The organism is Haloplanus natans DSM 17983 (genome assembly GCF_000427685.1).
GTDB lineage: Archaea > Halobacteriota > Halobacteria > Halobacteriales > Haloferacaceae > Haloplanus > Haloplanus natans.
Genome location: NZ_KE386573.1, coordinates 1621714 through 1646350, shown reverse-complemented (window position 1 = coordinate 1646350; position 24637 = coordinate 1621714). Strand labels below are relative to the sequence as shown.

Here is a 24637-nt window from a genome sequence, read left to right as displayed (position 1 = left end):
AGCCCATCGAGTCCTCTCACCGGCATATGGACCTCGAGCAAAACGTCGGCGGCCGTGACCGACTCGCCCGCGCAGCACTCGCCGCCCTCCTTACCGTCGTCGCGATACGCTCGCTCCGCGCCGGGCGGCGGACGCTCGGCCTCCTCGCGGGAGTGGGTGCGCTCGGCTTCGGATTCAACGCCACGACGTGTTTTTGCGGGCTGAACGGCGTGCTCGGCATCGATACGACAGACGGGGGCGACTGACTCGCGATGCCGACCGTCACGTTCGACGGCGAGCGGATCGAATGCGAGTCCGACGCCCGCCTTCGACGGGTCCTGCTTGACGCCGGCCTGTCGCCGCACAACGGGCCGACGGCCCTCTCTTGTCATGGACTGGGCACCTGTGGCACCTGCGCGGTCGAGATCGAGGGCGACGTGGCGGACCCCACGCCCCGCGAGCGTGCCCGCCTCGGCGTTCCGCCCCACTCGGTCGAGAGCGGGCTTCGCCTCGCCTGTCGGGTGCGAGTCACCGACGACCTCCGAGTCACGAAATACGGTGGGTTCTGGGGCCACCACACCGAGTAGCGGGACGAAAGTTCGCCACTGCCCTGTCACTTATCAGCCAGTGGCGCTAGTCGGTGGTATTCGGAAACGATGAGCACGACAGGCGAGGCGATTCAGGTCCTACACGTCGACGACGACCCGGACTTCGCCGATATAGCCGCAACTTTCCTCGAGCGCGAAGGCGACGGATTCGTCGTCGAGACGGCGACCAGTGCCGCCGCGGCGCTCGACCGCCTCGCCGATCTGGATGTCGACTGCATCGTCAGCGACTACGACATGCCCGAGATGGACGGGCTGGAGTTTCTGGCCGCCGTGCGCGACGACCACCCCGATCTGCCGTTCGTCCTCTTTACCGGCAAGGGGAGCGAGGAAATCGCGAGCCAGGCCATCTCGGCCGGCGTGACCGATTACATCCAGAAGGAGGTCGGCACCGGGCAGTACGCCGTCCTCGCCAACCGCATCCGGAATGCGGTGGCCCAGTATCGCTCACAGCGGGAACTCGAAGCCAGCCAGCAACGACTCTCCCTGTTCGTCGAGCAGTCTCCCCTCGGCGTTCTGGAGTACAACAGCGACTTCGAAATCGTCGGCCTGAACGAGGCGGGCGAGGAAATCCTTGGGTACTCCGAGGCGGAGCTTCGCGGCGAGACGTGGACGAAACTCGTCACCGAGACCAGCTACGAGAACGTCGACGAAGTGACCTCGGCGCTGGCGGAGGCGGAGGGCGGCTACCACAGCATCGACGAGAACGTTCGCAAGGACGGCGAACGGATCGTCTGTGAGTGGCACAACCGCGTCGTGACCGACGACTGCGACGACGTGGTCGCCGTCTTCTCGCAGTTTCAGGACGTGACCGAGCGACAGGAGCGGCGCCGACGCATCGAGGCGCTCCACGAGGCGACCCGCGAGTTGATGGCGGCGTCCTCGCAGGAGGCGGTCGCGGATCGAGCCGTCGAGACGGCGCGCAACGTCCTTGGACTCCCGATCAACAGCGTCTACCTCTACGACGGGGCCGCCGATGCGCTCGTCCCCGCCGCGACGACCGAAGAAGCCCTCGATCTGATCGGCGAGCCACCCGTCTACGAGCCCGGAGAGAGTCTCTCCTGGGAGGCGTTCACCTCCGGCGAGGTGCAGGTGTTCGAGGACGTCTCCGCCGAGCCCGGTCGGTACAACCCCGAGACGGCGTTTGGCGCGGAGATCATCCTCCCACTCGGCGACTACGGCGTGATGTACGTCGCCGCGACGGAGCCGGGGGCGTTCGACGACGCGGACGTCACGCTGGCGCGGACGCTCGCCGCCAACGCCGAGCAGGCGCTCTCGCGGATCGAGCGGGAGGAAACGCTTCGGGAGAGCCAGCGCCGCTACCGGACGCTCGTCGAGAACTTCCCCGACGGGGCCGTCTTCCTCTTCGACGACGACCTGCAGTACGTCCTCGCCGGCGGGGCCGAACTGTCGTCGGTCGGGCTGTCCGCCACCGACTTCGAGGATGTCGGGCCGCGGGACCTGTTCCCGGCAGACATCGCCGAGGAGACCATCCACTACTACCACGAGGCCCTAGAGGGGCGGAGCAACACCTTCGAACAGGAGTATCAGGGTGAGCAGTACCGCATCCAGACCATCCCGGTTCGCGACGACGCGGGCGACATCGTCTCCGGCATCGCCGTCTCGCAGAATATCACCGAGCGCAAGCTCCGGGAGCGCGAGCTCGCGCGGCAGAACGAGCGCCTCGAAGAGTTCGCGAGCGTCGTTTCCCACGACCTCCGGAACCCGCTCAACGTCGCCGAGGGACATCTCGACCTCCTCCAGCAGGAGTGTGACCGCGGCCGGCTCGACGCCGTGTCACGGGCGCACGACCGGATGAACGCCCTCATCGACGACCTGTTGACGCTGGCCCGGGAGGGCGAGGAAGTCGGCGACCTCGAAGCGGTCGATCTCGCCGCCATCACCGAGCGCTGCTGGCGGAACGTCGACACCGACGGCGCGACGATCGATCTCCGCACCGACCGGACGATCCGGGCCGACCCGAGCCGCCTGCAACAGTTGTTGGAGAACCTCGTGCGAAACAGCGTGGAGCACGGCTCCACGGGCAACCGGACGAAGTCCGGTGACAGCGTCGAGCACGGCACCACGGACGACGGCGTGACCGTCACCGTCGGCGACCTTCCCGACGGCTTCTACGTCGCGGACGACGGTCCCGGCATTCCCGAAGCCGAGCGCGACCGGATCTTCGACGCCGGCTACACCACGTCACAGGACGGCACCGGGTTCGGCCTGCGCATCGTCGAACAGGTCGCGGAGGCCCACGCGTGGGATATCGAGGTGCTGGAGAGAGACGGGGGCGGCGCACGGTTCGAGATCACGGGCGTCGAGTTCGACGCCTAATCGTTCGGGCTGTGTGCGCCCTATACGTATATCACGTCCCCCGCAGTACCCGCCGCATGGACGACCCCGACACGTCACCGTTCGTGCGGCATATGGGTGCGTTCCGAAACGCCGACCTCGGCGTGGACGACCCGCCCGCCTCGTCTGTCACCCGGATGCCCTGGATCGACGTTCACCAGCACGGCCACACGCTGTCCTGGGGGGACCGGGAGCGATTCGACCTCTCCGGCGCCGAGGCGGCCGTCTTCGTCGCCGCCGCCGCCCACTACGCGCCCTATCGTCCCATGCGCCCCGAGGACGTTCGCTTCCTCTGGGACGACGCCATCCGGCGTGCCCACGCCATCGGCCGGAGCCATTTTTTCGACCCGTACGTCGCCATCGGCATCCACACCACGGGCCCGAAGGTCGACTACGAGGAACTGTTCGACGTGCTCCCGGAGTATGCCGCTCTCGACGAGGTGGTCGCGCTGGGCGAGACGGGTATCTCCATGACTCAGTACAGCGAACCGATGGCGCTCCCGGATCAGGAGGCCGTCGTCCGCGAGCAGATGCGCGTCGCCGACGACCAGGGGCTCCCGATCCTGATTCACACCCCCTCGATCACGAAAGCGGAGGGCGAGAAGTGGCTCACGGGCAAAACCGAGGAGGGCCACGACCTCGCCGATCCGGTGCTCGACCCCGCGACGGCCAAACTCGACGCGACCGAGATGGACGTGGCGATCATGGACGAGGTGGGTCTCGCCGACGAGCAGGTCGTCCTCGACCACGCCTACCCGTCGATGGTCGAGTTCGTCATGGAGAACACCGACTGCTATCTCGCGTTCAGCATCGGGCAGTGGATTCGGACGACGACCGTCGAAGACGTGGCGGCGGTGATCGAGGAGTACGGGCCGGAGCGGGTTATCATCGACTCCGACGTGGCCGGGATGTATCGGACCCAGCCGTTCGCGATGAAGCGGGCCATCTTGGATCTGGTGCGCGAAGGGGTTGCCGAGGACGACGTTCGGCAGGTGGTGTACGAGAATCCGAAAGGGGTGTTGGGGTTGGAGTAACGGCTCGATTCCGGAAGTTCGTTGATGAAAGGAGCAGTAAGCGTCCCCAGTTTATTTATCATACCGTTACGCGATACCACCCAATGACGTACGAGGGTCCCCGGATTTTTCTCGCCCCATATGGAAATGATGTCGCGTACGAGAATTTCAGACGGACAGTCGTTGAAGGGGTCTCAGCCGACAAGTACGGGATCGATCAAGACTACTGCGCGTCGGATCGGACTGCCCATCTCTGGGGAACCAAAGGGACGATACGAGGAACTTGGTCGGACATTGAGCCTGGTGATTTCCTCATTTTCTACCGCGATTCGGAGTACACTCATGCTGTCGAAGTAATCGCTACCGAGGAAAACGAATCTCGTGGGAAATCCGTCTGGCCAAACTACGAAGAGGGGGCACCGTGGCTGTGTATTATTTACCTGAACGAGCCAGTGGAACTGGGCGTCGCTTCGAGTGAAATCCACGGATTAGCCGGATATGACATCGACTATCCGATGGGATTCTCTCCGCTCAACGAGATGGGGATTGGCGGGATTCGTGGAAAGTACGGGTCGGTCGAATCCTTCGTGTACGGTGACGCCGATTCGTCAGTTGGTCTTAGTAAGACTCCGGAGATCAGTATTCCACGGTCTATCTTGGATGGTCTCCACTTCCCCGAATCCAGTGACACTACGGTCGAGGATGTCGTCGATCAGACACAGTCCGCATTGAACGCCGGCAAACACGTGATTTTCACGGGGCCACCGGGGACAGGCAAGACGGAAATCGCTCAGCGGGTCGCCCGTCACCTCTGCTCGGAGCATCCCGACGTGTACTCCGGCCACCAGACCACGACCGCAACTGCGGACTGGTCGACGTTCGACACCGTTGGTGGATATATGCCCGAAGGAACCGGCGATTCGTTGGATTTCAACGCGGGACAGATACTTCGGTGTTTCAAGCAAAGCGAATCACAGCGCAACGATCTCCTCATCATCGACGAGATCAACAGGTCGGACATCGACAAATCGTTCGGGCAGTTGTTCACGCTCCTGTCCGGACAGCGTATCCAACTTCCATTCACTCGGGAAGGAGAGGCGGTCGAAGTGACGCCTGCCGCGAACTGGTCAGGCCCTCTCGAACCACATCAGTTCGTCGTCCCCGATTCGTGGCGGATTTTAGCGACGATGAACAGCTACGACAAGACATCTCTCTACGAGATGTCGTATGCGTTCATGCGCCGATTCGCGTTCATATACATCGCCGCACCGACTGTCCCATCCGACGATACGGACCGAAGGCAGATGATCGGAGAGTATGCCTCCAAGTGGGAAATCGACGTGGAACGAGCCGTTACGGAGGCAATCGGTGACGTGTGGTACGTCACGAACACCAGTGTCGGCAACCGGAAAATCGGCCCGGCAATCATCATGGACATGCTTTCACACGTTTCGAACAGTACAGCGCCAGTTACCACAGCGGTCACACAAGCCGTTGCGAGCTACGTGTTCCCGCAACTGGAGGGAGTCCGTGGACGTGAGCGAGTAGTCGCCGAACTCGCGGGTGTCGGGTCAGTCGACGAATCTCGGTTACGGCGTCTCGCGGAAGATATTCTCCAGGTGAAGGTAGATGGATAGGCAACAACTCCTTCGTACACTCACCTCCGACATTCTGGCGTACGTGATGCACGGGTCGTTCCCGGAGCAACACGTGATGGAGCGTATCAAACCGGACGAGCTTGATCACCGTTTCGACGACTTCGAGATGCTCATGCGCCTTCACTTCATTCTCCGTCCGGATGTCGTCGATTTCGTCGAGGAGCTATCCGTCCGGCTACGGAGTATCAAAACGCAGACTAAGAGCATTTCGTCCGTCTCGCGTGGAACTGCTGGCGGCCGAATCGACTGGCACGGGACGATACAGGAGCGGTACTCCCGAAATCCACGCGATAAGGCCTTGTTCGTCTGCGAACACCGTTCGGAAAACTACGATATTGAGGAAAATCTCGTCCTGAAAGCGCTCTTATCCCTCATCTATCACACACTCGAAGAGTGTAGCCGATATTTCGAACGTGACTACGAGTGGGTAACCGACCGCTGGAAGGACAATCTCGATTTAGTCGAGATGATGACGAACATCTTCGAACGGAACGTCCACGTTCGACGGATCAGACAACCACGGGAATATGAACCGACGGATCGAATGATCGAGCGATCTGCGACCTCGCGGCAGGAAATCTATCGAGAAGCGGCGAAGCTTCTCAGCCGGTATCGTGAGACGGTAGCTGGCGATGCCGATGCACTCCGCGAACTCCTCGAACAGACCGCGATCACACCTAGTGACGACGAGACGCTGTTCGAGTTGTACGTGTTGTTCCGATACGTGTCGGCAATCGAGAACCTGTCCGACGAGGAGTTCACTCTGCGGACGATAGAGTCCGGATCTCAGGAAGTGGCTCGACTGACTAGCGAGGAAAACGACGAACAGGTGGTACTCTATCACGACAACTCCGCGCGAGATAGAGATGTCTCGTTCATATCCAATATTTTTGATAAATCGGAAGCAAGCCTCTCCCGAACGGAGCGTATCCATCGAGAGGCACAAGAAATTGCGGACGCCTATTTCACCGAAGAGGAGTTTAGGATTGCGACGGGCCGACCGGACGTGATCGTATTGGAAGTCCAACAAGGGCAGCAATACAAGTATTTGATAACTGAAATCAAGTATTCCGAGCGTCCCGAAACGATACGCGCAGGCATCAAAGAGACGCTGGAATACCTCGCGTTCCTTCGACAGGATGGCGAACTCGTACACGACGAGCCCGATATCTTCGGCTCGGGGTGGAGCGGAGTACTCGTGATTCAAGACCTTCCAGAGGCGAAGACTGCAGCGATAGAGGACCAGCGATACATTCGAATACTGCAAGCCTCCGAGGTCGAGAACCAGTTGCAGACTATCCTCCAACGACTCCTCTGAGCCAGTGGATCAACCAAGTCGGATTTGATTATATCTTCGAGACCATCTCCTGCGCTTCAACGAACACCTCGTCATGATGATCGATACGCCTACGAGGAATTCGACCGACATGCCACTCTTGACCACACCCTTCTGTATCGAGACAGGCGTAGAATACTTTCCACCCGGACGGCTCTTCTTTCACATCGTACCAAAGTGTTCCACCGCAGCATCGACACGACTCGCGATGTTGTCGGAAGGGCACAGAGGGTTTGGTGACGATTCCCGGTTTGAATGTACGGTCCAAGCGTGGGACGACGCGGGACCGGATTCGAACCACGGTCGGACGTGCTCGCTCCGCTGCGCGGGTCCTCCCTGGTTCAAACCGCTCCTGCTCGCTCGTCGCTTCGCTCCTCACTGCGCGGGACCGGATTCGAACCGGCGGACCCCTACGGGACAGCGTCCTAAGCCAGACCGGCCCATCAGGGCCCTAAGCGTCCAAATACGCCCGTTTCAATCCTCGACGGAGTGCAAATTGGGGGCAAAATTTATAAAATTACCTACGGCACAGCGCCAGTCGAGAGTTCGCATTTTCATCACTCTCGGGCCAACCCGCTACGTCCACAGCGTAGAACGCAATCAGGTTCGGCCCGAGTTCTGTGAGATAGAGTGCGTCCCGTATGCTATGTCACAGCGGTTAGTCGTATTCGACAATATCGTCTGAAGATGGAACGGGATGAAGATCCTCCAAAAGAATAGACCGGTTAACATAGCCGAAATCGGAATCGATTCTTCGGGCCTCGAGGAACTCGTCTTTCGTCGCAGTACCGATCAGCTCTACCGTCCATCCCTCCAGAGTGTCAATTTCATCGAGGGTGGTCTCGTCGAAATCTATGGGTGCCGTTAGGTGGCCGAGAACGTAGTAATCCGCCTCAAGTGAGTCTTCCTTTACCCAGAAATAGGACAGATCCCCCGTTCGGGCCTTCATGTCGATGGTCAATTTTTCACCCCCAATCTGTGCGCGAAAATCGATTCCTCCGTCTCCAGTGGTGTAGACGCCCGAATCTATTTGAAGATCAGCGTATTCCGCAAACGCGACTTCCCCCACGACACCGATCATGTTGTCTATCTCTGGATGTCGGTCAAGTTCTTCAATACGCCTCTGATAGCTTTCCCGTTGCTTGTACGATTCATTTCGATCTCTCGCGCGATCACGTGCTTCGCGAACGTATCGGCCGCGAACATCAATTATTACCGACATACTCTCTCTGGAACTCCAACCACTACACGGACGAGGCCAGACTGAATAAAACACTGGTGTGTGAGCTCCGGCGGGCAACGCTTCTTCTGGCATGAGCTCGGTCAGGACGAAATAGGTCTGAATACCCAGCTACGCGACGACAATCGCCTGATTCACCAGCCTGAGATGATGTTCCTCCGAAACGATAGCTATCCAGTGGGCCATCCGACTCCACCAGCCCGTACGGTCGCCTTTTGCCGTTGCCGACCCGACCCCTGGGTATGCGCCGCCCGAACAGTCCGACGATAGATCTCCTCATCCTGTTCGGTGTCGTCTATCTGTTTCAGCAGCTCGGCGGCGTCTTCGGACTGGGGACGGCGTGGTTCGCTCTGGCCGCACCCGTCGCGCGTCCGTGGACGCTGGTCACCAACGTATACGCACACGCCAGTCTCGGCCACCTCCTTGCGAATGCCATCGCCCTCGGTATCGTCGGTATCGCGCTCGAACAGTTCACGACCCGGGCTCGTTTCCACGGCTTCGTACTCGTGACGGGGGTGCTCGCCGCGCTCACGCAACTGCTCGTCGGGATACTCTTGGCCACTCCAGTCGCGGTGCTCGGCGCGAGCGGCGCGATCCTCGCGTTGTACGGGTACGTCTTGGCCGGGAACCCGATTGCCGGTGGCTTGCTCGGGCTGGTTGAGCTCAGTCGACGCGCGAAAGTGGTGTTGATCGTGGGCATCGCCCTCGTCATGACGATCGTCACCGCCGGCCCCGGTGTCGCGCTCGTCGCTCACTTTACTGGCTTCTGTCTGGGGTTGGTAGCGGGGCGACTACGGGTCCTTCGCGTCAGGTAATCCCACTGTGTCTACAGTGATAATCTACGGCGATACCTCTACGACACTGATATTCCGCGATTTGCATACCTCGTGGATCAAGGGATCAACCTCCTCACAGACTAAGATCCGGCCGTCAACTTCCCAGTTCCAGTCCTGAGTAATAAGTGTCTCGTAGGCAACAAGCTGGCCAACACCCCTCAGAGATAGTTTACCGGACTTGCATTCGACGAGGGTTACGGTTTCGTCTTCGAACAGACCTTGATCATTCACGCGCCGGAACAGTTCTGTTTTATTGACGCCCGATTCCGGCACCTCCGGATTAACGTACTCTACCGTTCCGGAGCGTTCAGGATAGACTTCTGGGAGATCAAACTCTCGTGACGTCAGGCATACCGCGTCAACATGTTTGACAGCCGTAGTCTCCTCAAGTGAAATTCCGACAGGAACCTCAACCCACCACTTGCCGTCTGGGGCGCTATCCGACTTGATGAACGCTTTGACGAGAGAATCGTGCGACATCTGGATGTTCCTCAATTTGACATTGTTGTGTATAAAACTACAGTAACGACTGGCTGTATTGCTGTTTTTGATCAGTCATTTCTGTGTCACTAACTATCCAAAAACAACTGAGGGAGATTCGAGTTAAGGCATTCACGATCGGAACTCGACAGAAGCTGGTGGTGGCACCGAATTAATGTCTTATAGTTATATTATCAGTAGGCAACGGAACCCAATTGAACAACAATACCTCGACAGGGAATTTCTCCAAATAGCAGGCTTATAAACGATATTCAAAACCGCAGGACGGGTCCTGTATGTACATAAAGACGCGTACGTACATACATACGCAGGGTTGGAAGGGGTGAAAATCCCCGAATTGATGCATAAACGTGGCTCACGATCTCGTCACTGCATGATTCTTCCCTCAATGGTCTCCTTGGCGCGGTCTATATGAGGTGTTCACCGACCGTTAATCACGAACGAAACTCCTCTCCCGGCTCTGGTGGCACCTCCTCGGTCAGTCGAAATGAAACCAATTCGTTCCCTACGTGTCGAAAGTCACCTGAGACATCAGTCCTGGCCGGTCGTCCTGCTCACTCTCGTCTTCCTCGGGGGCAACGATCATCCAACAAACCAGTTTCACCTCGTTTTCTTCGATCGGCGGAAGTGGGTCGGGAGCTTCGAACGGCTGGAGACCCAAGTCTTCGACCTTGTCGACAAGCGCACGAGACTTTTCGATTGGTCCGAGCGATTCGTCCTCGTAGATCTCGCGGAGCTCGCGCTCGTAACGCCGGCCCCATGGAGCCTCGACCGCTTCGACGGTCTCTTGGAGTTCGTCTTGAGTCATGTCCGCAGGCCAGTGATCACGGAGGTGTTGACCCACTTCGCGGAACAGCCGTCGGATGTCGGGCTGGACGTTCAGTGGGTCGGTCTGCTCTTGCCACTGACGGAAGATGTCTTCTTGTGCAGTCCCCCACGCGTCGTAGATACGCTCACGCATCGAGTCAGGTAGTGCGCGTTCTGTATCGCGGGTACACTCGATTCGCTTCAGACACGTCAGGGTGTCTTGGACGATCTCGTCGTCTTCGTCCATCTCCCGCGGAACGAACCGCATGAAGACCTCGTCGCCAACCCGTGCACAGAAGAAATACCCTGGCTCGTCGCCGCGGAATCCCGATCCAGCGGCCCACGGGAGTGACGTGATCTGTTCCTCGCGGTCTTCGAGTCCTTCTCGGAGTTCCTGACGGTATTCCTCACCCGAGTACGCCGCCGCATCAGCGCCACCCTGCTCGTAGAACTCATCTTCCTCCTCGTGGATCGAGTCGATGTCCTTCACCTTCTCGGCGAAGTTCTGGTTGAGCGTCTCCATATCCGGGATGACGCCGCCACTGACCCCGATGGATCGCGCCGCTTGGGTGAGCTTTTGTCGGACACGGTGTTCCAACTCGAGCAGTTCGTCGAGTCGATCCTCGGGGAAGAACGAGAACGGGTAGATTTCGGAGTGGGGCGAGTTCACCCGATCGATCCGACCGTTCCGCTGGACCACACGCATGGGGTTCCAGGGGAGGTCGTAGTTGATGACGTTCCGGGCCTCCTGGAGGTTGACACCCTGGCCGAGCACGTCCGTCGTGATGAGGATGTCAAAGTCGTCGGTCGCACCCGGCGGTGCATCCCCTGAGTTCGGGGCGAACCCATGGACAGCTTCCTCGCGTGTGACACCGTATTTCGATCCGTCGCCGGAGACGGCGGCGATCCGTCCCTCGTAACACGACAGTGACTCGTCCTCGTCGACTACATCCTCAAGGTACTCGTAGATCCAGTCGACCGTATCCTCGTAGTAGGAGAACAGCAGTACCTTGCGATTCCGGCGGAAGGTCGCCTCGATGTCCTCGTCGGAAATCTCCCCTGCTTCAGCGTCGTCGTGTGCCTGCTGGACGATGTCTTGGAGGGTATCACGGAGCGCGTGGAGTTTCTCGTCCTCGTCCCGGCTGACGGCCTCTGCGCCGTCACGCCACCGCTCCAATATCTCGATGTCGTGTTCCAGATCGGCACGAAGTCGAGCCGGATCAGCTTCAGCGGCACCGAGTGGAATATTGCCGTCGTGGGCTTCGCCGAAGATCTCATCCATCGCCTCGTCGTTGTCCACCTCGACCCACTCCTCGATGGCATCGGTTTCGGGGAAGTAGCCCTCCTCCATCAACCGGAGTGCGGCACGGTTCTGGGCGATCATCCGACTCAGTGTGTTTGCGAACGCGTAGCTGGAGGACTCGAATCGTTTGAGGAGCCCCGTCCGCAGGAGGCCGACGAGTGACAGTTCGGATGCGTCCTCTTCGCCTTCCAGGTAGTAGGAAGGACGGTAGCGGGCCAGCGTAAGTTCGGCTTCCTCGTGGTCGCCGGCCGCCAATCCCTGAGCGACGTCGTGGAAATACTCGTCACCGAACGTATCGGTGAACGTGTAGTCGACGCGTTTGGGTTGCGGATCGGGGAAGTTGATCCGTATCTCGCCGCCTTCGCCGTCAGGCATCGTGGCGTTCTCGTAGTGATTCTTGATGAACCGCCGCGTCCGCCGGACGGTCGTTTCGTCGAGGACATCGAACAGGAGATCGGGGCTGAGGTCGGACGGGTCCTCGGACTGCGCCTGCTTGAACCGATCGCGGAGCGACCGAATCCCCTCGTTGGCGAACGCCGCGTCGTTCCGAATGAAGTAGTTCAGCAGGTAGTACAGGTCCCACAGCGAGTTGTTGACCGGTGTCGCGGTGAGCATGACGACGTCCTTCGGTGGATCACCGCGGAGGAGCGTCCGAAGCGCGTGTGACTGCTGTGTCCCCGGATTACGGAACGCGTGCGCCTCGTCGATGACGACCAGCTGGTAGTCGTCGACTGCGAGGTTCAGATTGTTCGCGTCGCCGCCGAGCTGACGGTCGTTCCGCAGTTCGGCGTAGGAGACCGTCTCGAACTGAATCCCCCACTCCGCGGGCTTACTTTGCCACATCCCATCCCGGAGGTAGGCGGGTGCCACCACAAGCGCCCGCTGACGGTTCTGTTGGACGTACTGTTCGAGGAGCTTGCCGGCGATGTACGTCTTCCCCAGTCCGACCTCGTCGGCGATGATGACGCCGTCGTGCTCGTCGAGGAATCGGTTGGCTCGCCGGACGCTGTCTTGCTGGAAGTTCGTGAGCGTGATGGCACCATCCCCGTCCCCTCGTTCCGCCTCCAGCTCGTCGCCGTACCGTGCGTAGAGTACCCGAAGGTAGATGAGATACGGGTCGTATGGTTCAAATCGTTCCTCGTAGAGAGACGCGAGGTCGTAGGGTTCGCTCTCGGCCCAGAGTTCCTCGAACCACTCGTGAACCTGGTCGGTCACGTGCGGGTCGTACGTGCCGAGGTTCAGCTCCAAGTTCGAGTTGAGCCCCGCGCCGGTGAAATTCGACGACCCGGCGATGACGCCCTCGGCGTCGGAGAACAGGTAGGCCTTCCCGTGGACGAAACTGTCCTCGTGACGGCGCACTTCAACCCGTTCGCTCCGAAGGAAGTCGACCAGATCTTGGAGTCCCTCGTCGACGTCACGGGAGAATCCGAGGAGGTTGCGGTCACGTTCGAGGTTCTCGTCCAGCGACTGGAGCGCCTCCTCTATTCGCTTTCGTTCGTAGGCCTCCCCACGTGGTTCCTCGGGCCGTCGCCACCGCTCGATGCCCTCTTGATCGGGCTGTGCGCCGATGAGGAGGCGTACGTCGTCGACGTGTTCCAGGCCATCGGCGATGGAGAAGTATCCGCGTGGATTGAAGTAGCCCGTCACCACGTCGAGGTCGGGTTCGTCGGCGAGCCGGCCGTCGAGATAGCCAAGGTACTCGTCGATGGCGCGGGCGAGCGTGTTGCCATTCCGGTTATCGACGAACTGGGGTCGCTCAGTCATCGTCTCGGGTACCCGCCTTCCGTGCCTCCTCGCGGTTGGCGTGATCGAGATCGAGTCGATCCGCCCAGCTGGCGTAGTAGTCGAGGACGCGCTCTAAGCGTTCTTCGTGATCCCAGTTGTCATGGAATGTTTCGAAGATGACTTCAACATTCTCACGAGAGAGACCGTAGAGGTGGGCTACGACTGCATCGAGTTCGTAGATTTTGTCCTGTTTCTCATCCTTATCAAGTGGCCCGTAATCGACACCGACGGCGTTGGCCCAGTCAGCATAGCGGTCATCAACGGCGGCAAGACGGCCAGAAAGCTCAACGACACGTTGGCGGAGGGAATCATCTCGACCTGGTCGGGGGATTGGGAACCCATTGAGGATATGATAGTTGAGCGTGGTTTCAACAAACCTCCGAGCATACCAGTCAAGAGGTATTGAACACAAAACTCCAAGAAGATAGGACTGGTCACGTTCATCACCTCGGGGCCATAGGAAGTACGGAGCTTTGTTTGTCAGAAAGATTTTGGGAGGTACAAGTGCCGACCGAACAGTTCGGCTATCAGTTGCTCTGGTAACGTCGCGGAATACAACCCGTGGTGAAAAACATGACAGTGTATCTTTGTTATGTATCCACTCCTCGGGCATCTCGTAGAACGCGGATCGCTTCCCAGCGTACTGATAGGAATTTTCGCGGCTTTCTTGGAGATAATCTATCATAACATCGGGGTCAGCCCATGCATATCGCTCACCCGTATCAGGAGTCCAGATGTCGAATGAGCTTCTTTTAAATATTGGCCAGAAATCACTGGGAGGCATCTCACCTTCGTCAAAAAAGTGCATCAAGACGGTGTCGTCGTCTTTCTTTTTGTCGTTCGTTGCGTGTAGTTCTGTATTGGGTCTTGCACGCCACTCGTCCGGGGCGTCTCTATTTAGAGAGGGGTTGTCGGTTAGAACTTCGAAAACATCACCTGATTCGGGGGTTGGAGGAAGCAAGGGGAAAGCCGCTGATCCGGTCCAATTTTTCGCTCTCTCAATAGAGAACGTATGTGGGGGGCTCTCCCGCCCTTTATCGAAACTCTCCTTACTCGGGAATGGTCCACGTATCGACAAGACATCTTTTTCCGTCGGTTCAGTCTTCTCAAAGCTCAGGAGCGCAATCGTGTATTGTGGGTGCACCGCTGAGAAGACCCAGTGACGATTATTCACAAGGAAGGTTAAATCTCGCACGATGCCTTCGTCAAGTAGTTTCCTCCGGATCTCCTCCGATCCAGCCGCACTGAAAACACTCCTTGGTAGAACAACACCCGAGTGACCTCCCGTCTTTGTTAGGGCCCAGAATCTCCAAGAAAATGCTTTATACGTGTCCGGGTCACCGGTCCCCATTCCAGGGAATGGGCCATTTCGAAGGAGAGCCCGCCGTTTGTCTTGTTCCGCTAATTCCTCCTCATATTTTTTCACGAGGTCTGGTCTCTCGTTACGAAGCCTCGTCTTGATTTTCTCCTGCTCTGACTGTGATTTGGCTTGTAGACCTGGTTCATAACGCATCCAAAATTCATCTTCCTCTAATGTAGCTTCCTCCCATGGAGGATTTCCAATAATAACGTTGAAACCCGATTCATTTCCATCGAACACTTCCGGGAAGGCCGCGGGGAAATGGAGCGGATCAGTCGATTCCAACGTATCCTGTGCCTGCTTGTAGCACTCTTTCTCGGTGATGTCGATACTCGTGTCCGAAACCGGTTCTGTGTCGATGTTATCGTTGATACGCGATGCCGCAAGAACGTCGAATCGGGCACGAACCTCCTCAAGCTTCGATTCGATTTCCGCCCGCGTCTCACGGGCCTCCGCGACCTGTTCGGCACTGGCGTCTGCAAAGTCTCCAAGTTGAGCAATATCGCCGCGAATCTCGTTCATTACACTCTGACCACCCATGAACATCCCCAACGACGACTGTTCGGCGTCGAGGAGATCTGTTACCTCGTCCAGAGTCCCGATCCCAGCTAACGAATCACCAGACACGAGGTTGTAGTCAAGGAATGTGAGCGGAAGCCCCGGAACGAACGTGTGCACCCAAATAGATAGCCGTGCAAGTTCCGTCGCCAAGGGATTTAGGTCGACACCGTAGACACACCGTCGAGCAACCTGACGTCGCAAAAGCTGACCACGCTCGACGGGTGGGGCGTACTCCTCGTCGTCGAACGCGTCCAGCGCGGCGTCCTCCAGGTTGTCCAGTTCTTCTTCGACGGGTGGGAGTGGATTTTCCGTGAGATACGTGTAGAGGCGTGACTCGATGCGATCGACCGCACCAACGAGGAAGTGTCCCGACCCCATGGCGATGTCAGAAACGCGGATGTCGAAGAACGCGTCCGCGGCGGCGTTCTCGCCCTCCTCCTCACGGAGCTGGTTAATGCGGTCGATATGGTCGTCCAGCGCAGGCTCCAGCGAATGATCCAAGAGGTGTTCGACGAATCTCGATTTGGTGTAGTAGGTCCCCGTAGCCTTCCGCTCTCCGGACTGGCCGTGGAGATAGACCTCCCCCGCCTCAACGACGACATCCTCATCATCATCACCGAGCGTCTGCTGACCGCCGGTTTCGACGGGCTGGTAGTGCCCTTCGTCGTCCGTCGTCAGGGGCTGGTCCGCCACCGAGAGCTCGGATTCGAGGAGCCCCTCGTAGATGACGCCAAAGTCACGGACGCCGATGTTACGGAAGTCGACGGGGCCCTGGTAGCCTTCCTCCGTCTCGTCGATGAGGAGGTTCACCAGCACCGGCCCGAACTCGGCGTTGTTCAGACGGATGTCTGCGAGGTTCGCCCCCGCTTCAGAGATGTCGGGGTCTTCGGAGAGCAGCGTCCCGTCGTAGGCGGGAAGCCCGAGTTCTTCGTGACCGTGGTGGACGGCCCGCGTGAGGTGCATGACGTCGTCCCAGTGGTCGTAGAAGGAGTCGTCGAACTCGCCGTCGTCCTGCACGAACTGATGCAGGTTCCGTGCCTTGCGTTTGAGCGAGTCCTCGTCGTACCGCTCGTTCCGCCGGCGTGGGAGGAACTTCTCGTCCTCTGCGTAGGCGATGAACAGGAGACGGTACAGCAGTACCAGCGTCATCCGGTACGTTTCGTCGAGTTCGTCTTTCGTCGGGTCGTCGAGGTCGCGGGCACGGGCGATGGCCTCCGCGAGATCGGGGACGACGTCGTCGTAGATGCGTTCGCGGAGTCGGCCACCGAGCGAGGCGGCGTACTCCTTCGAATCCTCCATGATGTCGTGGAGCGTGCCGTCCTCGCGGAGCGCCTGAGCCGAGAACAGTAGCCAGAGGTACCCCGCCTTTTCGTCGGAGAGGAGGTTTGTGTTGACTTCGACGTAGGTGTCAGTTCGACCCCGCGAACCGAAGCCAGCGTCGGGATTCGTGGTGTACAGTCGGAGTGTATCGCCGCTGTTGCCGATGACGTACTCCAAGTTTCGCTTGTCGGCTTCGTTGAGCGCGTAGGCCACCGGTGACTGGCCGACGAATCGATCTTGGGCGTGATCGAACGATTCGTCCTCCTGCAGGAAGACGGCGACCGCCCGTTCGTGGCCATCGCTGGTGTCCTTCAGGACGTAACTCTGGTCGGTGAGGCGGTCAATCTCGTAGTCCAACCCCCGCATGAGGTCACGGGGGTCGTCGGCGAACGCTCCTTGAGCCTTTTCCACGGCATCCGCCCAATCGGGTCGGTCTGGGACACCCTCCCGGAGCTCGTGAGTCGAGAGAAGTCCCTGGTTCCGGAGGCCAGTGAGTTCCTCGTCGAGCTGAGGAAGCGTTTCGCTGAGGAACTGCTGGGCTGCGTGTCGGCTGGGCTTGCTCAGGGCGGCGTCACATACGCGCTCAGCCTGTCCTCGATCAACATTAGGGAAGACGGGGGGATCTTCACCGCTTGGACCGCAAAGGTGAGCTTGGCTCTCAGCAAGTGCAACGATGAGAATCGGATTCACCCGTCCGCCGCGGCGGTCGGAGTACGTCTTCTGGAGGAACTCCTTCGTCGGCCGTTCCCCGTGGTCGACGACGACTATCTCCAGCGCACTCGATCCCTCCCCCTGATAGAACTCAAAGTCCGCGTCCGTCCGATCGTATGTCCACGGACGGCCCTGTCTGGATTCGAGAAATTCGGAGACCATAGCGGTATGCGAACTTCCGGCGTGATATATCTTGGTACGAGTTAGATCGAAGAACAAGCAGGGCGAAGCATGACTCCCAAGAGCGAGCCTGACGACTCTGCTACGTTGCTGGTGGCATGTTCTCGGTCAGATCTGAGTAGTAGAGGGACCAAGTTAGCTCCCTCCTCAGTCACTGTCAGCAGCCACGTCGACACCTCAAAACTCACAATGATGTCTACAGTTGTGACTGTTGGTCTTCCCCATATCATACCAACTTTTACGCGTTCTACAAGAAGACTGATGAGTAATGGTTCGGGTCAAAATTCGTGAGATAGACGCGCCTGAGTTCGAGACAATTCCCTCTCACCGCGATATTGAATCGGTGGTCGAGGAGATGCTCACGAAGAAGTACTCACAGATGGGCGTAACCAAGGATGGTGAGTTGATCGGGGTCATATCCTTCAAGTCCATTTCTCGGGCACTGCTCGTCACTGAGGAACTATTTGATTCTCCGAAGAAAATGAGTGATAGGCCCGCTGAGACAGCCGTTGAGCAACCAAAAGTAGTCTCGGCGGGTAGTAACCTCAGCGACCTGTTCGACTTACTCGGCGAGCGATCGTATGTCTTGGTGGAAGACGAGGGGACTCATCGGGTGATTACTGACTACGACATCAGAGAGTTCTGGCGGCGGTCAACAGAACCCTTTCTTTTGATTGAAGAAACGGAGTTGGCTATCAGAGCCATCATCCAATCAGTTTACGAGGGCGACCTCTCCGAAGCCCTTGAGCACATCAGTGAGAGCTCGGATCAATTGAGTTCGGCGAGCGAAATTGACAACTGTACCTTCGGCCACTACACACAGTTCATTTCGCGGTATTGGGATGATGGGTTTGACGACTACTTCGACCAGCGTTGCGACTTTGTCCGAGAGCTGATCAACAAAATCGGGGAAAATCGGAACCGTCTGTTTCACTTCCGTATTGAGGATCGAAGGGAACTTGATCTGGATCTCATTGAGTTCGCCCACGGCTATTTCACCTCACTTCCGGCAAGCCGGCGACTAACAGAATAGTCACCAGCTGGACCCGTTCTAAGCAGAGCAAGCGGTTTAGGTCCACGCTGAGCACTACAGTGTATGATCTTCAGCGTGGACGAGGACGATGGGACACTCGAAGGTCTCGAGGAACAGGCGCTCTCCGAGTTAGGCGTCTTGGAGCGTCAAGATCTCCAAGAGTGGACCATCGAACAACCACGCATCCTCGGGGAGGATCTGCTGGTCGTCACCTCGGAGTACGCCAACTTCCAGGACACGCGTGATCGTCTGGACATCCTCGCCCTGGATCCAACCGGAAAACTGGTCGTAATCGAACTCAAGCGCGACCGAGCGGACCGGACGACCGATCTCCAGGCAATTAAGTACGCCAGTTACTGTGCGACGCTGACGGCTGAAGACATTCAGAAGGACTACCGTGAGTTCTGGAACGAGCGCGACGATAAGGAGCTGACGCCCGAAGACATCGGTCAAACCTTCGTCGATTTCCTGGACGGGGTCGAAGGGGAGACGCCGGTCACGAGCGAAGGGTGGGCGGAGTTCGAACTCGATCAGAAACCGCGTATCCTGTTAGCGGCGGGGAGCTTCGGCACCGAGATCACCGCCCCCGTGATGTGGTTGATCGAAGAGTACGGCATGGACATCACCTGCACGAAGATCGAGGCCTACGAGCACCAAGGACGGGTGCTCCTCAATAGCCAACAGGTCATTCCGGTCGCCGAGGCCGAGGAGTACATGACCAAGCGCCGCGAGAAGCAGGAGAAACAGGAGGAGAAGACGCGCCGTCCGGCGGCGATCAACGTCCTGCTTGACAGTGGAGTTCTGCGACCGGATGAGAGGGTCTACTTCGCCCCTGAGCGGGTTCCAGCCGAGGCTGACCGTGAGTACTCCAAGGACGATGACTTCTGGTGGGCGACCGTTACGGGCGATACAGGGCAAAGCGACAACGTCCGGTGGGAGCACGACGGCGAAGTCTACTCGTTCACGGGGTTGGCCAAGGAAGCCCTGAACGAGCTCGTCGGCCGAGACTACTCGAAGGCTCTGAACGGCTACAAATACTGGTGCCATCCCGACTTCGGCGGCCGCACGCTGGATGATCTACGCAATAGTGACATTACCGAGGACGACCGTGAGAGTGAGACACCGGAGCCGGAAGCATCGGTGGAGAACTGAACTTGTCGGCCCAACAGTTTATTACAGTCCCATCCATCGGTTTCTAACCAGATGTCAGATAGGTGAAGCAGATGGAGGTGCTCATCGATACGAACGTATTCATCGAACGAGAGGGGGACTGGACGGTCCCCGAGCCACTGCAAGAACTTGAGAAGCTACTGAAGACGGAAGGTCACACTATTCTGATCCACCCTCACTCGAAACAGGAAATCCGCAACTACGAGAACGACGAACGGCGTGAAACGGACGAATCGAAGATCGAAACTTACGCCGAATTGGGATTTCCCCCGTATCCGAATCCATCATCGACAGCGTTCCGCAACCACGTCCCTAAAGCGGATAGCTTCAACGAGCAAGTAGACAACGCACTCCTCTATACGGTGTTCAAGGACTGCACCGATATTCTCATCACCGAAGATGGAGACATGCATCGGAAAGCCGACGAACTCGGCATCAAAGAGAGCGTATTGAGTATTGAGGAAGCCAGAGAGCAATTCAAAGAGGAACCAGCGGCCTACGAGGGCCCTCCCTCGATTCAGAAGCAACAGGTAGCAGATCTTGATGTTGACGACCCGATTTTCGATTCGCTGAAAGAAGACTACGCCTTCCGAAACTGGTTCGAGAGCATCCCCGACGAACGAGATGTCTACGTGAACTGGAATGAGGACGGCACACTCGGCGCTGTTCTTATCCTAAAACCAAACGAGGCTGAGCCGATCGGCAAAGAACCGGAGCTCGGCAAGCGAGATCGACTGAAGATCTGTACGCTCAAAGTGGCGTCCCATCGGCGCGGTTCGAAAATTGGGGAACTCCTGGTGAGCATCGCCATACGCGAAGCCATCCAACACGAACTCGAGGAAATATACCTCACACACTATATCAAGGAAGACGACTATCTCGTACAGCTGATTTCCCAGTACGGGTTTGGGCGAGCTTCACAGGCCGCCAACGGTGAGACAGTCTTCGTCAAGCGGCTAACTCCTGGACCTGGAGACAATCCCGACCCATCAGAGGTTCACTTCCGGTTTTATCCAAGTTTCTACGATGGTCCCTCCGTGAGTAAATTTCTGATTCCGACCCAACCCAAGTTCCACGGACGGCTCTTTCCGACGTACGAGAACCGCCAACCGAAATTAACCGAGTTCTCTGGACAACTTCTCTCTGAAGGTAACGCTATCAAGAAGGCATACCTCTCCCACGCAAATACTCGACAGATCGAATCGGATGATATCCTACTATTCTACCGGACACACGACCATATGGAAATCACCTCTTTAGGAGTCTGTGAGCAGGTGGAGTACGAAGTGACCGAGACCGAGACTGTACAGGAACTGGTTGGCAAACGATCCGTATTCACAGAGCGAGAGATAGCTAAGATGGTAGAGTCCCCTACGACGGTGATCTTATTCAAATGGCACTTCGAGCTCGAGAATCCACTTCACTATCAGGTGTTGCTGGATGAAGGAATTTTATCGGGTGCAATCCAGTCTATCCAAGAGATCGATGAATCAAGTTATCAATATATACGCGACAATGGTGGAATAGATGGACGTTTTACTGTCAATTAAGCCCGAGTTTGCGGAGAAGATACTCGGCCACGAGAAGCGGTACGAGTTCCGCAAGACACCATTCCGTGATCCGTCTATTATTGAGACAGTCTATATGTACGCTTCCTCTCCCGTGCAAGAGATTGTGGGGTCGTTCTCACTAAACAGCGTATCCGAGGGCACCCCAGCCGAGCTCTGGCGGAAGTTCGGCTCCGACTCCGGGATTGACCAACGTTCACGGTTCATGGACTACTTCGCAGACACGGATACTGGATACGCTTTCGAGGTCGCAGATGTTCAGCGGTTCACGGAACCTGTTGATCCACAGCAGCGGGTCGATGATTTCCGCCCGCCCGTCTCTTTTCAGTACCTTCGAGGAGAGTACGACTCACTAATCCACTCTGGTCCTAATTCAGGGAGCGATTAGCGGTCTCTATGCGGTATTCGCAATATATCCCACCTGTAGGTCGGGAGATTCCCACCCGTTGCTGGTAGCATTCGAGTAATTAGAGCAAGGCTTCGATGGGTTCTGGTGCAAAAATACGGTTAGCTGTCAACACCAATAGTCCTGAGCAGACGTTCGATCGGACGGTCCCCACTCACTCGATGGGTGCCCCGAACGATGAAGTCCTCACTGGATAAAATCAAGAAGGTCCATTCCAGGTGTAATATCTGAAGTAATATGATATACTTGCTCCTCATATTTTTCCTCAAATTCATCTTCCCATTCAAGCTCAAGTATAATCGTTATTTTATACGTTCCTTGGTCGTATAACTTGTTTATCCCCTGTCTGAAATCAAAAGTATCAAACGAATAGTCCATATCTGATTCTGGATCTGTAAAAGATAGTTTAAGTTCTTCAGTCATAAATTCAACATCTTTTTCGCCACCCTGTATATCGCTCTCACCGAATTTATGCAAGGGAAATCGATCCATTCGTTGGACAGCACAAACTGCTGTCAGTCCTTCATGTGGACCATGCTCAATATTCAATGAAACCCGTAATCTGAAATTTTGTGCAAGTCCTTCACCAGCATTTGTTTGGAAAAATTGTACACTGTTTGGATTGGGACTTCGCTCTATTTCGCGGGCATCAATCTTAGTTGAGGGATTCTGGTCCGACTGAGTTGATGGGTAAGCACCCCAGAATCTGAAATTATATGGACCGCTTAATCTCGGTTCCCGATCCCGCCGCATCAAATCTTTTTGTTCGTCTTGAACTACAGATTGAAAACCGGAGATGGATGCCTGCTTATCGTACAGAATGACCAATAAAATTGAAAATATCAAAGAACCAGCCCCACCAATAATCTGGCTGATTGTACTCACAGTGTAAGGAGGCGTATCACTGTTGGATATATAATCAAATGTCCCCTGAAGTTCAAGCACACCTATTAGGATAAAAATTGAGATGATCAAGAGAGATAGGTATGTTATCGGACGAGATCGTATTCCTGGCAAATATTCCGGGAAAACCGAGGACTTCTCTTGGCTAAAATAGGCCTTAGTTGTTAGTAATGACCAATCTCGTGGATTCTCCAAGGCTAAAAGATCTTTCCCGGATATTCCGGATGTCCCAGAAATTAATGCAGCTAAAACAGCATATTCTGTTCTGTTCTGCTGAGGAAATAATACAATCAAATAAATGAATAATAGGACAGGAATCAGCAGCTTAAATCCAGAAGCGACCCTAATTTGCCGGTCAGACATCTGGCTTATATTACGAAACTCGACCTCTAATGGTCGAAATGAGACAGCGTATTCCAATGAAACATCTCCACCAAATATCTTCGCAAGGGCGGCCTGAATAACAGCCGGTAAGCACAATCCAACAATCGCTCCTGAGACAACGGAAACCACAGAATACACTTGTCCTGAGACCATCGACGTCAGCTATGATAAAAGCGGATAACTATAAACTCTCTTACTTTTAACCGTAACAAACCGGCTACTGGTATAGACCTTACCAATGCGGGCAATTACTTTGATGGGCAACTGCATCATTAAGCCATTTCCTCCTTATTAATTGAGTAGATATCGCGGCACCACTGGTTAACGGATCAAACTCACGCTTCTTGTATGTCCAGTGATCGCGGACATCTTGGGGCTCAAGCGAGGCGAACTCCGACATAGTAGAGTCCATCCACTGGAATGCCAAAAGCCTCCGTGGGAAGGAATAGCAAGAGCTCGGTTAACTGGTTGTGACTGGTTAACACGATTATCTATTTCTTGCTGGCGATCCCTCAGTTAGCTATGGACATCGGGCTCGTGAGCTGCACCAAGAGCAAACGCGAGCAGGCCGCGATGCCTGCGGAGCTCTACATGGAGTCCGCGTTTTTCAGAAAGGCACGCCAGTACGCCGAAGCGAATCATGATACGTGGTACATCCTCTCGGCAAAGCACCATCTGCTCCAACCCGACGGACCACCTATCGAACCCTACGATGAGACACTAAGTGGTGCGCCAGTCGACCGAAAACGAGACTGGTCACAGACCGTCTACGATCAACTCCGTGAGGAAGGGCTACTCACTGAAGGCACTCGACTGGTATTCCACGCTGGTCGCGACTACTACGACGAACTGATCCCGTTGCTCGAGGATACCTCCGTAGAAATCGAGACCCCGACCGACGGCCTCCAATATGGAGAAACGCTCTCGTGGTACAACGACCAGCTATGACTCTCCTATTGGGGACCGAAGACGGCGTGTACCGAGCCCCAGACGTCCAGCTCGAAGACGCTACACAGGTTTTGGATGCCGGACGAGCAATCCGAGTGCGACAGTTCGGGGAGGCCGTGTACGCCTGCACGAAGACTGGCTTGTATTGTTCGACTGATTCGGGGCGAACGTGGAGCGACCTCGGTGTCCCTCTCAAGGAGGTGTACTCAGTCTGTGCGAGTCCTGACGGAGAGCAACTGTACGCCGGCACCCACCCAGCACACCTCTATGTCAGCGACGATGACGGTGGATCGTGGCGGGAACTCGACGGATTTCAGGAACTCCCGTCGCGGGACGAGTGGTATACGCCCCGTCACCGAAACGAGGCACACATCCGAAGCCTCGACACGCATCCGGACGCCCCGAACCGAGTCATCGCTGGTGTCGAGGTCGGCGGTGTCCACGTCAGCGACGATAGTGGGGAAACGTGGACTGAACGTCGAGACGGCGTCCACGACGACATCCACCACGTGCTGGTTCGAAGCCCGGAGGAGTACATTGCGTCCTGTGGCGGTGGCCTCTACCGTACAGAGGACGCTGGCCGGTCTTGGATACGGCTGGACGAGGAACTGTCCCATCGGTACTTCCGCGAAGCGATTGCCCATGATGGCCGACTATACGCCGCCGCTGCTC

The 24637-nt window shown here is 57.0% G+C and carries 18 protein-coding genes; 12 read left to right on the top strand and 6 right to left on the bottom strand.

The genetic code is table 11. From position 1 onward, the window contains the following. Positions 1 to 26 precede the first annotated feature (26 nt). The 6 genes from HALNA_RS10580 to HALNA_RS10555 all read left to right on the top strand — a co-directional run bounded on the left by HALNA_RS10580 (position 27) and on the right by HALNA_RS10555 (position 6931). Positions 27 to 245: a YgaP-like transmembrane domain gene (locus tag HALNA_RS10580; protein ID WP_049936345.1), complete on the top strand. Its 219-nt coding sequence runs from the start codon at positions 27 to 29 to the stop codon at positions 243 to 245. Positions 246 to 251: 6 nt separating this feature from the next. After that, a complete protein-coding gene (locus tag HALNA_RS10575; RefSeq protein WP_049936344.1) occupies positions 252 to 566 on the top strand; it encodes a 2Fe-2S iron-sulfur cluster-binding protein in 315 nt (104 codons plus the stop codon). Between the two features lie 69 nt (positions 567 to 635). Further along, a complete protein-coding gene (locus HALNA_RS10570) occupies positions 636 to 2924 on the top strand; it encodes a hybrid sensor histidine kinase/response regulator (protein WP_049936343.1) in 2289 nt (762 codons plus the stop codon). A gap of 56 nt (positions 2925 to 2980) precedes the next feature. Next, positions 2981 to 3976, top strand: coding sequence for a TatD family hydrolase (locus tag HALNA_RS10565; RefSeq protein WP_049936342.1), 996 nt, complete (start codon positions 2981 to 2983; stop codon positions 3974 to 3976). A gap of 83 nt (positions 3977 to 4059) precedes the next feature. Next, positions 4060 to 5592: an AAA family ATPase gene (locus HALNA_RS10560; RefSeq protein ID WP_049936341.1), complete on the top strand. Its 1533-nt coding sequence runs from the start codon at positions 4060 to 4062 to the stop codon at positions 5590 to 5592. A gap of 76 nt (positions 5593 to 5668) precedes the next feature. After that, entirely contained in the window at positions 5669 to 6931 is a 1263-nt protein-coding gene (locus tag HALNA_RS10555) for a hypothetical protein (RefSeq protein WP_245576025.1), read from the top strand. 676 nt (positions 6932 to 7607) lie between these two features. On the opposite strand, the gene HALNA_RS10550 is transcribed toward HALNA_RS10555, so the two are convergent. Next, a complete protein-coding gene (locus tag HALNA_RS10550) occupies positions 7608 to 8171 on the bottom strand; it encodes a hypothetical protein (RefSeq protein WP_157573508.1) in 564 nt (187 codons plus the stop codon). Positions 8172 to 8431: 260 nt separating this feature from the next. On the opposite strand from HALNA_RS10550, the gene HALNA_RS10545 reads away from it, so the two are divergent. After that, a complete protein-coding gene (locus HALNA_RS10545) occupies positions 8432 to 9004 on the top strand; it encodes a rhomboid family intramembrane serine protease (protein WP_049936338.1) in 573 nt (190 codons plus the stop codon). A 24-nt stretch (positions 9005 to 9028) separates the two neighbouring features. Here HALNA_RS10545 and HALNA_RS10540 read toward each other — a convergent pair whose 3' ends face one another. The 3 genes from HALNA_RS10540 to HALNA_RS10530 all read right to left on the bottom strand — a co-directional run bounded on the left by HALNA_RS10540 (position 9029) and on the right by HALNA_RS10530 (position 17535). Then, entirely contained in the window at positions 9029 to 9505 is a 477-nt protein-coding gene (locus HALNA_RS10540) for a hypothetical protein (protein WP_049936337.1), read from the bottom strand. 526 nt (positions 9506 to 10031) lie between these two features. Further along, positions 10032 to 13400 carry a helicase-related protein gene (locus HALNA_RS10535; protein ID WP_049936336.1) on the bottom strand — a complete coding sequence of 1123 codons (3369 nt, stop codon included), beginning with the start codon at positions 13398 to 13400 and terminating at the stop codon, positions 10032 to 10034. Beyond that, complete coding sequence (locus HALNA_RS10530) at positions 13393 to 17535, bottom strand: Eco57I restriction-modification methylase domain-containing protein (protein ID WP_049936335.1); 4143 nt, start codon at positions 17533 to 17535, stop codon at positions 13393 to 13395. The genes HALNA_RS10535 and HALNA_RS10530 overlap by 8 nt, the downstream gene beginning before the upstream one ends. Before the next feature lie 286 nt (positions 17536 to 17821). On the opposite strand from HALNA_RS10530, the gene HALNA_RS10525 reads away from it, so the two are divergent. The 4 genes from HALNA_RS10525 (at position 17822) to HALNA_RS10510 (ending at position 21712) form a co-directional block, all read left to right on the top strand. Then, the gene (locus tag HALNA_RS10525) at positions 17822 to 18586 is read left to right on the top strand and encodes a CBS domain-containing protein (protein WP_049936334.1); all 765 of its coding nucleotides are present in this window, start codon (positions 17822 to 17824) and stop codon (positions 18584 to 18586) included. A gap of 75 nt (positions 18587 to 18661) precedes the next feature. Beyond that, positions 18662 to 19738 (top strand): endonuclease NucS domain-containing protein, encoded by a 1077-nt coding sequence (locus tag HALNA_RS10520; protein WP_245576024.1) that lies wholly within the window; start codon positions 18662 to 18664, stop codon positions 19736 to 19738. Positions 19739 to 19809: 71 nt separating this feature from the next. Further along, positions 19810 to 21306: a GNAT family N-acetyltransferase gene (locus tag HALNA_RS10515; protein ID WP_049936332.1), complete on the top strand. Its 1497-nt coding sequence runs from the start codon at positions 19810 to 19812 to the stop codon at positions 21304 to 21306. After that, the gene (locus HALNA_RS10510; protein ID WP_049936331.1) at positions 21284 to 21712 is read left to right on the top strand and encodes a hypothetical protein; all 429 of its coding nucleotides are present in this window, start codon (positions 21284 to 21286) and stop codon (positions 21710 to 21712) included. Before HALNA_RS10515 ends, HALNA_RS10510 begins: the two co-directional genes overlap by 23 nt. A gap of 204 nt (positions 21713 to 21916) precedes the next feature. Here HALNA_RS10510 and HALNA_RS19975 read toward each other — a convergent pair whose 3' ends face one another. After that, positions 21917 to 23170, bottom strand: a complete 1254-nt coding sequence (locus tag HALNA_RS19975) for a hypothetical protein (protein WP_157573507.1) — start codon at positions 23168 to 23170, stop codon at positions 21917 to 21919. A gap of 369 nt (positions 23171 to 23539) precedes the next feature. Here HALNA_RS19975 and HALNA_RS10500 point away from each other — a divergent pair, with 369 nt between their 5' ends. After that, entirely contained in the window at positions 23540 to 23965 is a 426-nt protein-coding gene (locus tag HALNA_RS10500) for a DUF6884 domain-containing protein (RefSeq protein ID WP_049936329.1), read from the top strand. 206 nt (positions 23966 to 24171) lie between these two features. Here the strand turns inward: HALNA_RS10500 and HALNA_RS20875 are convergent, their stop codons facing one another. Further along, a complete protein-coding gene (locus tag HALNA_RS20875; RefSeq protein WP_211226013.1) occupies positions 24172 to 24582 on the bottom strand; it encodes a hypothetical protein in 411 nt (136 codons plus the stop codon). Between the last annotated feature and the right edge of the window lie 55 nt (positions 24583 to 24637).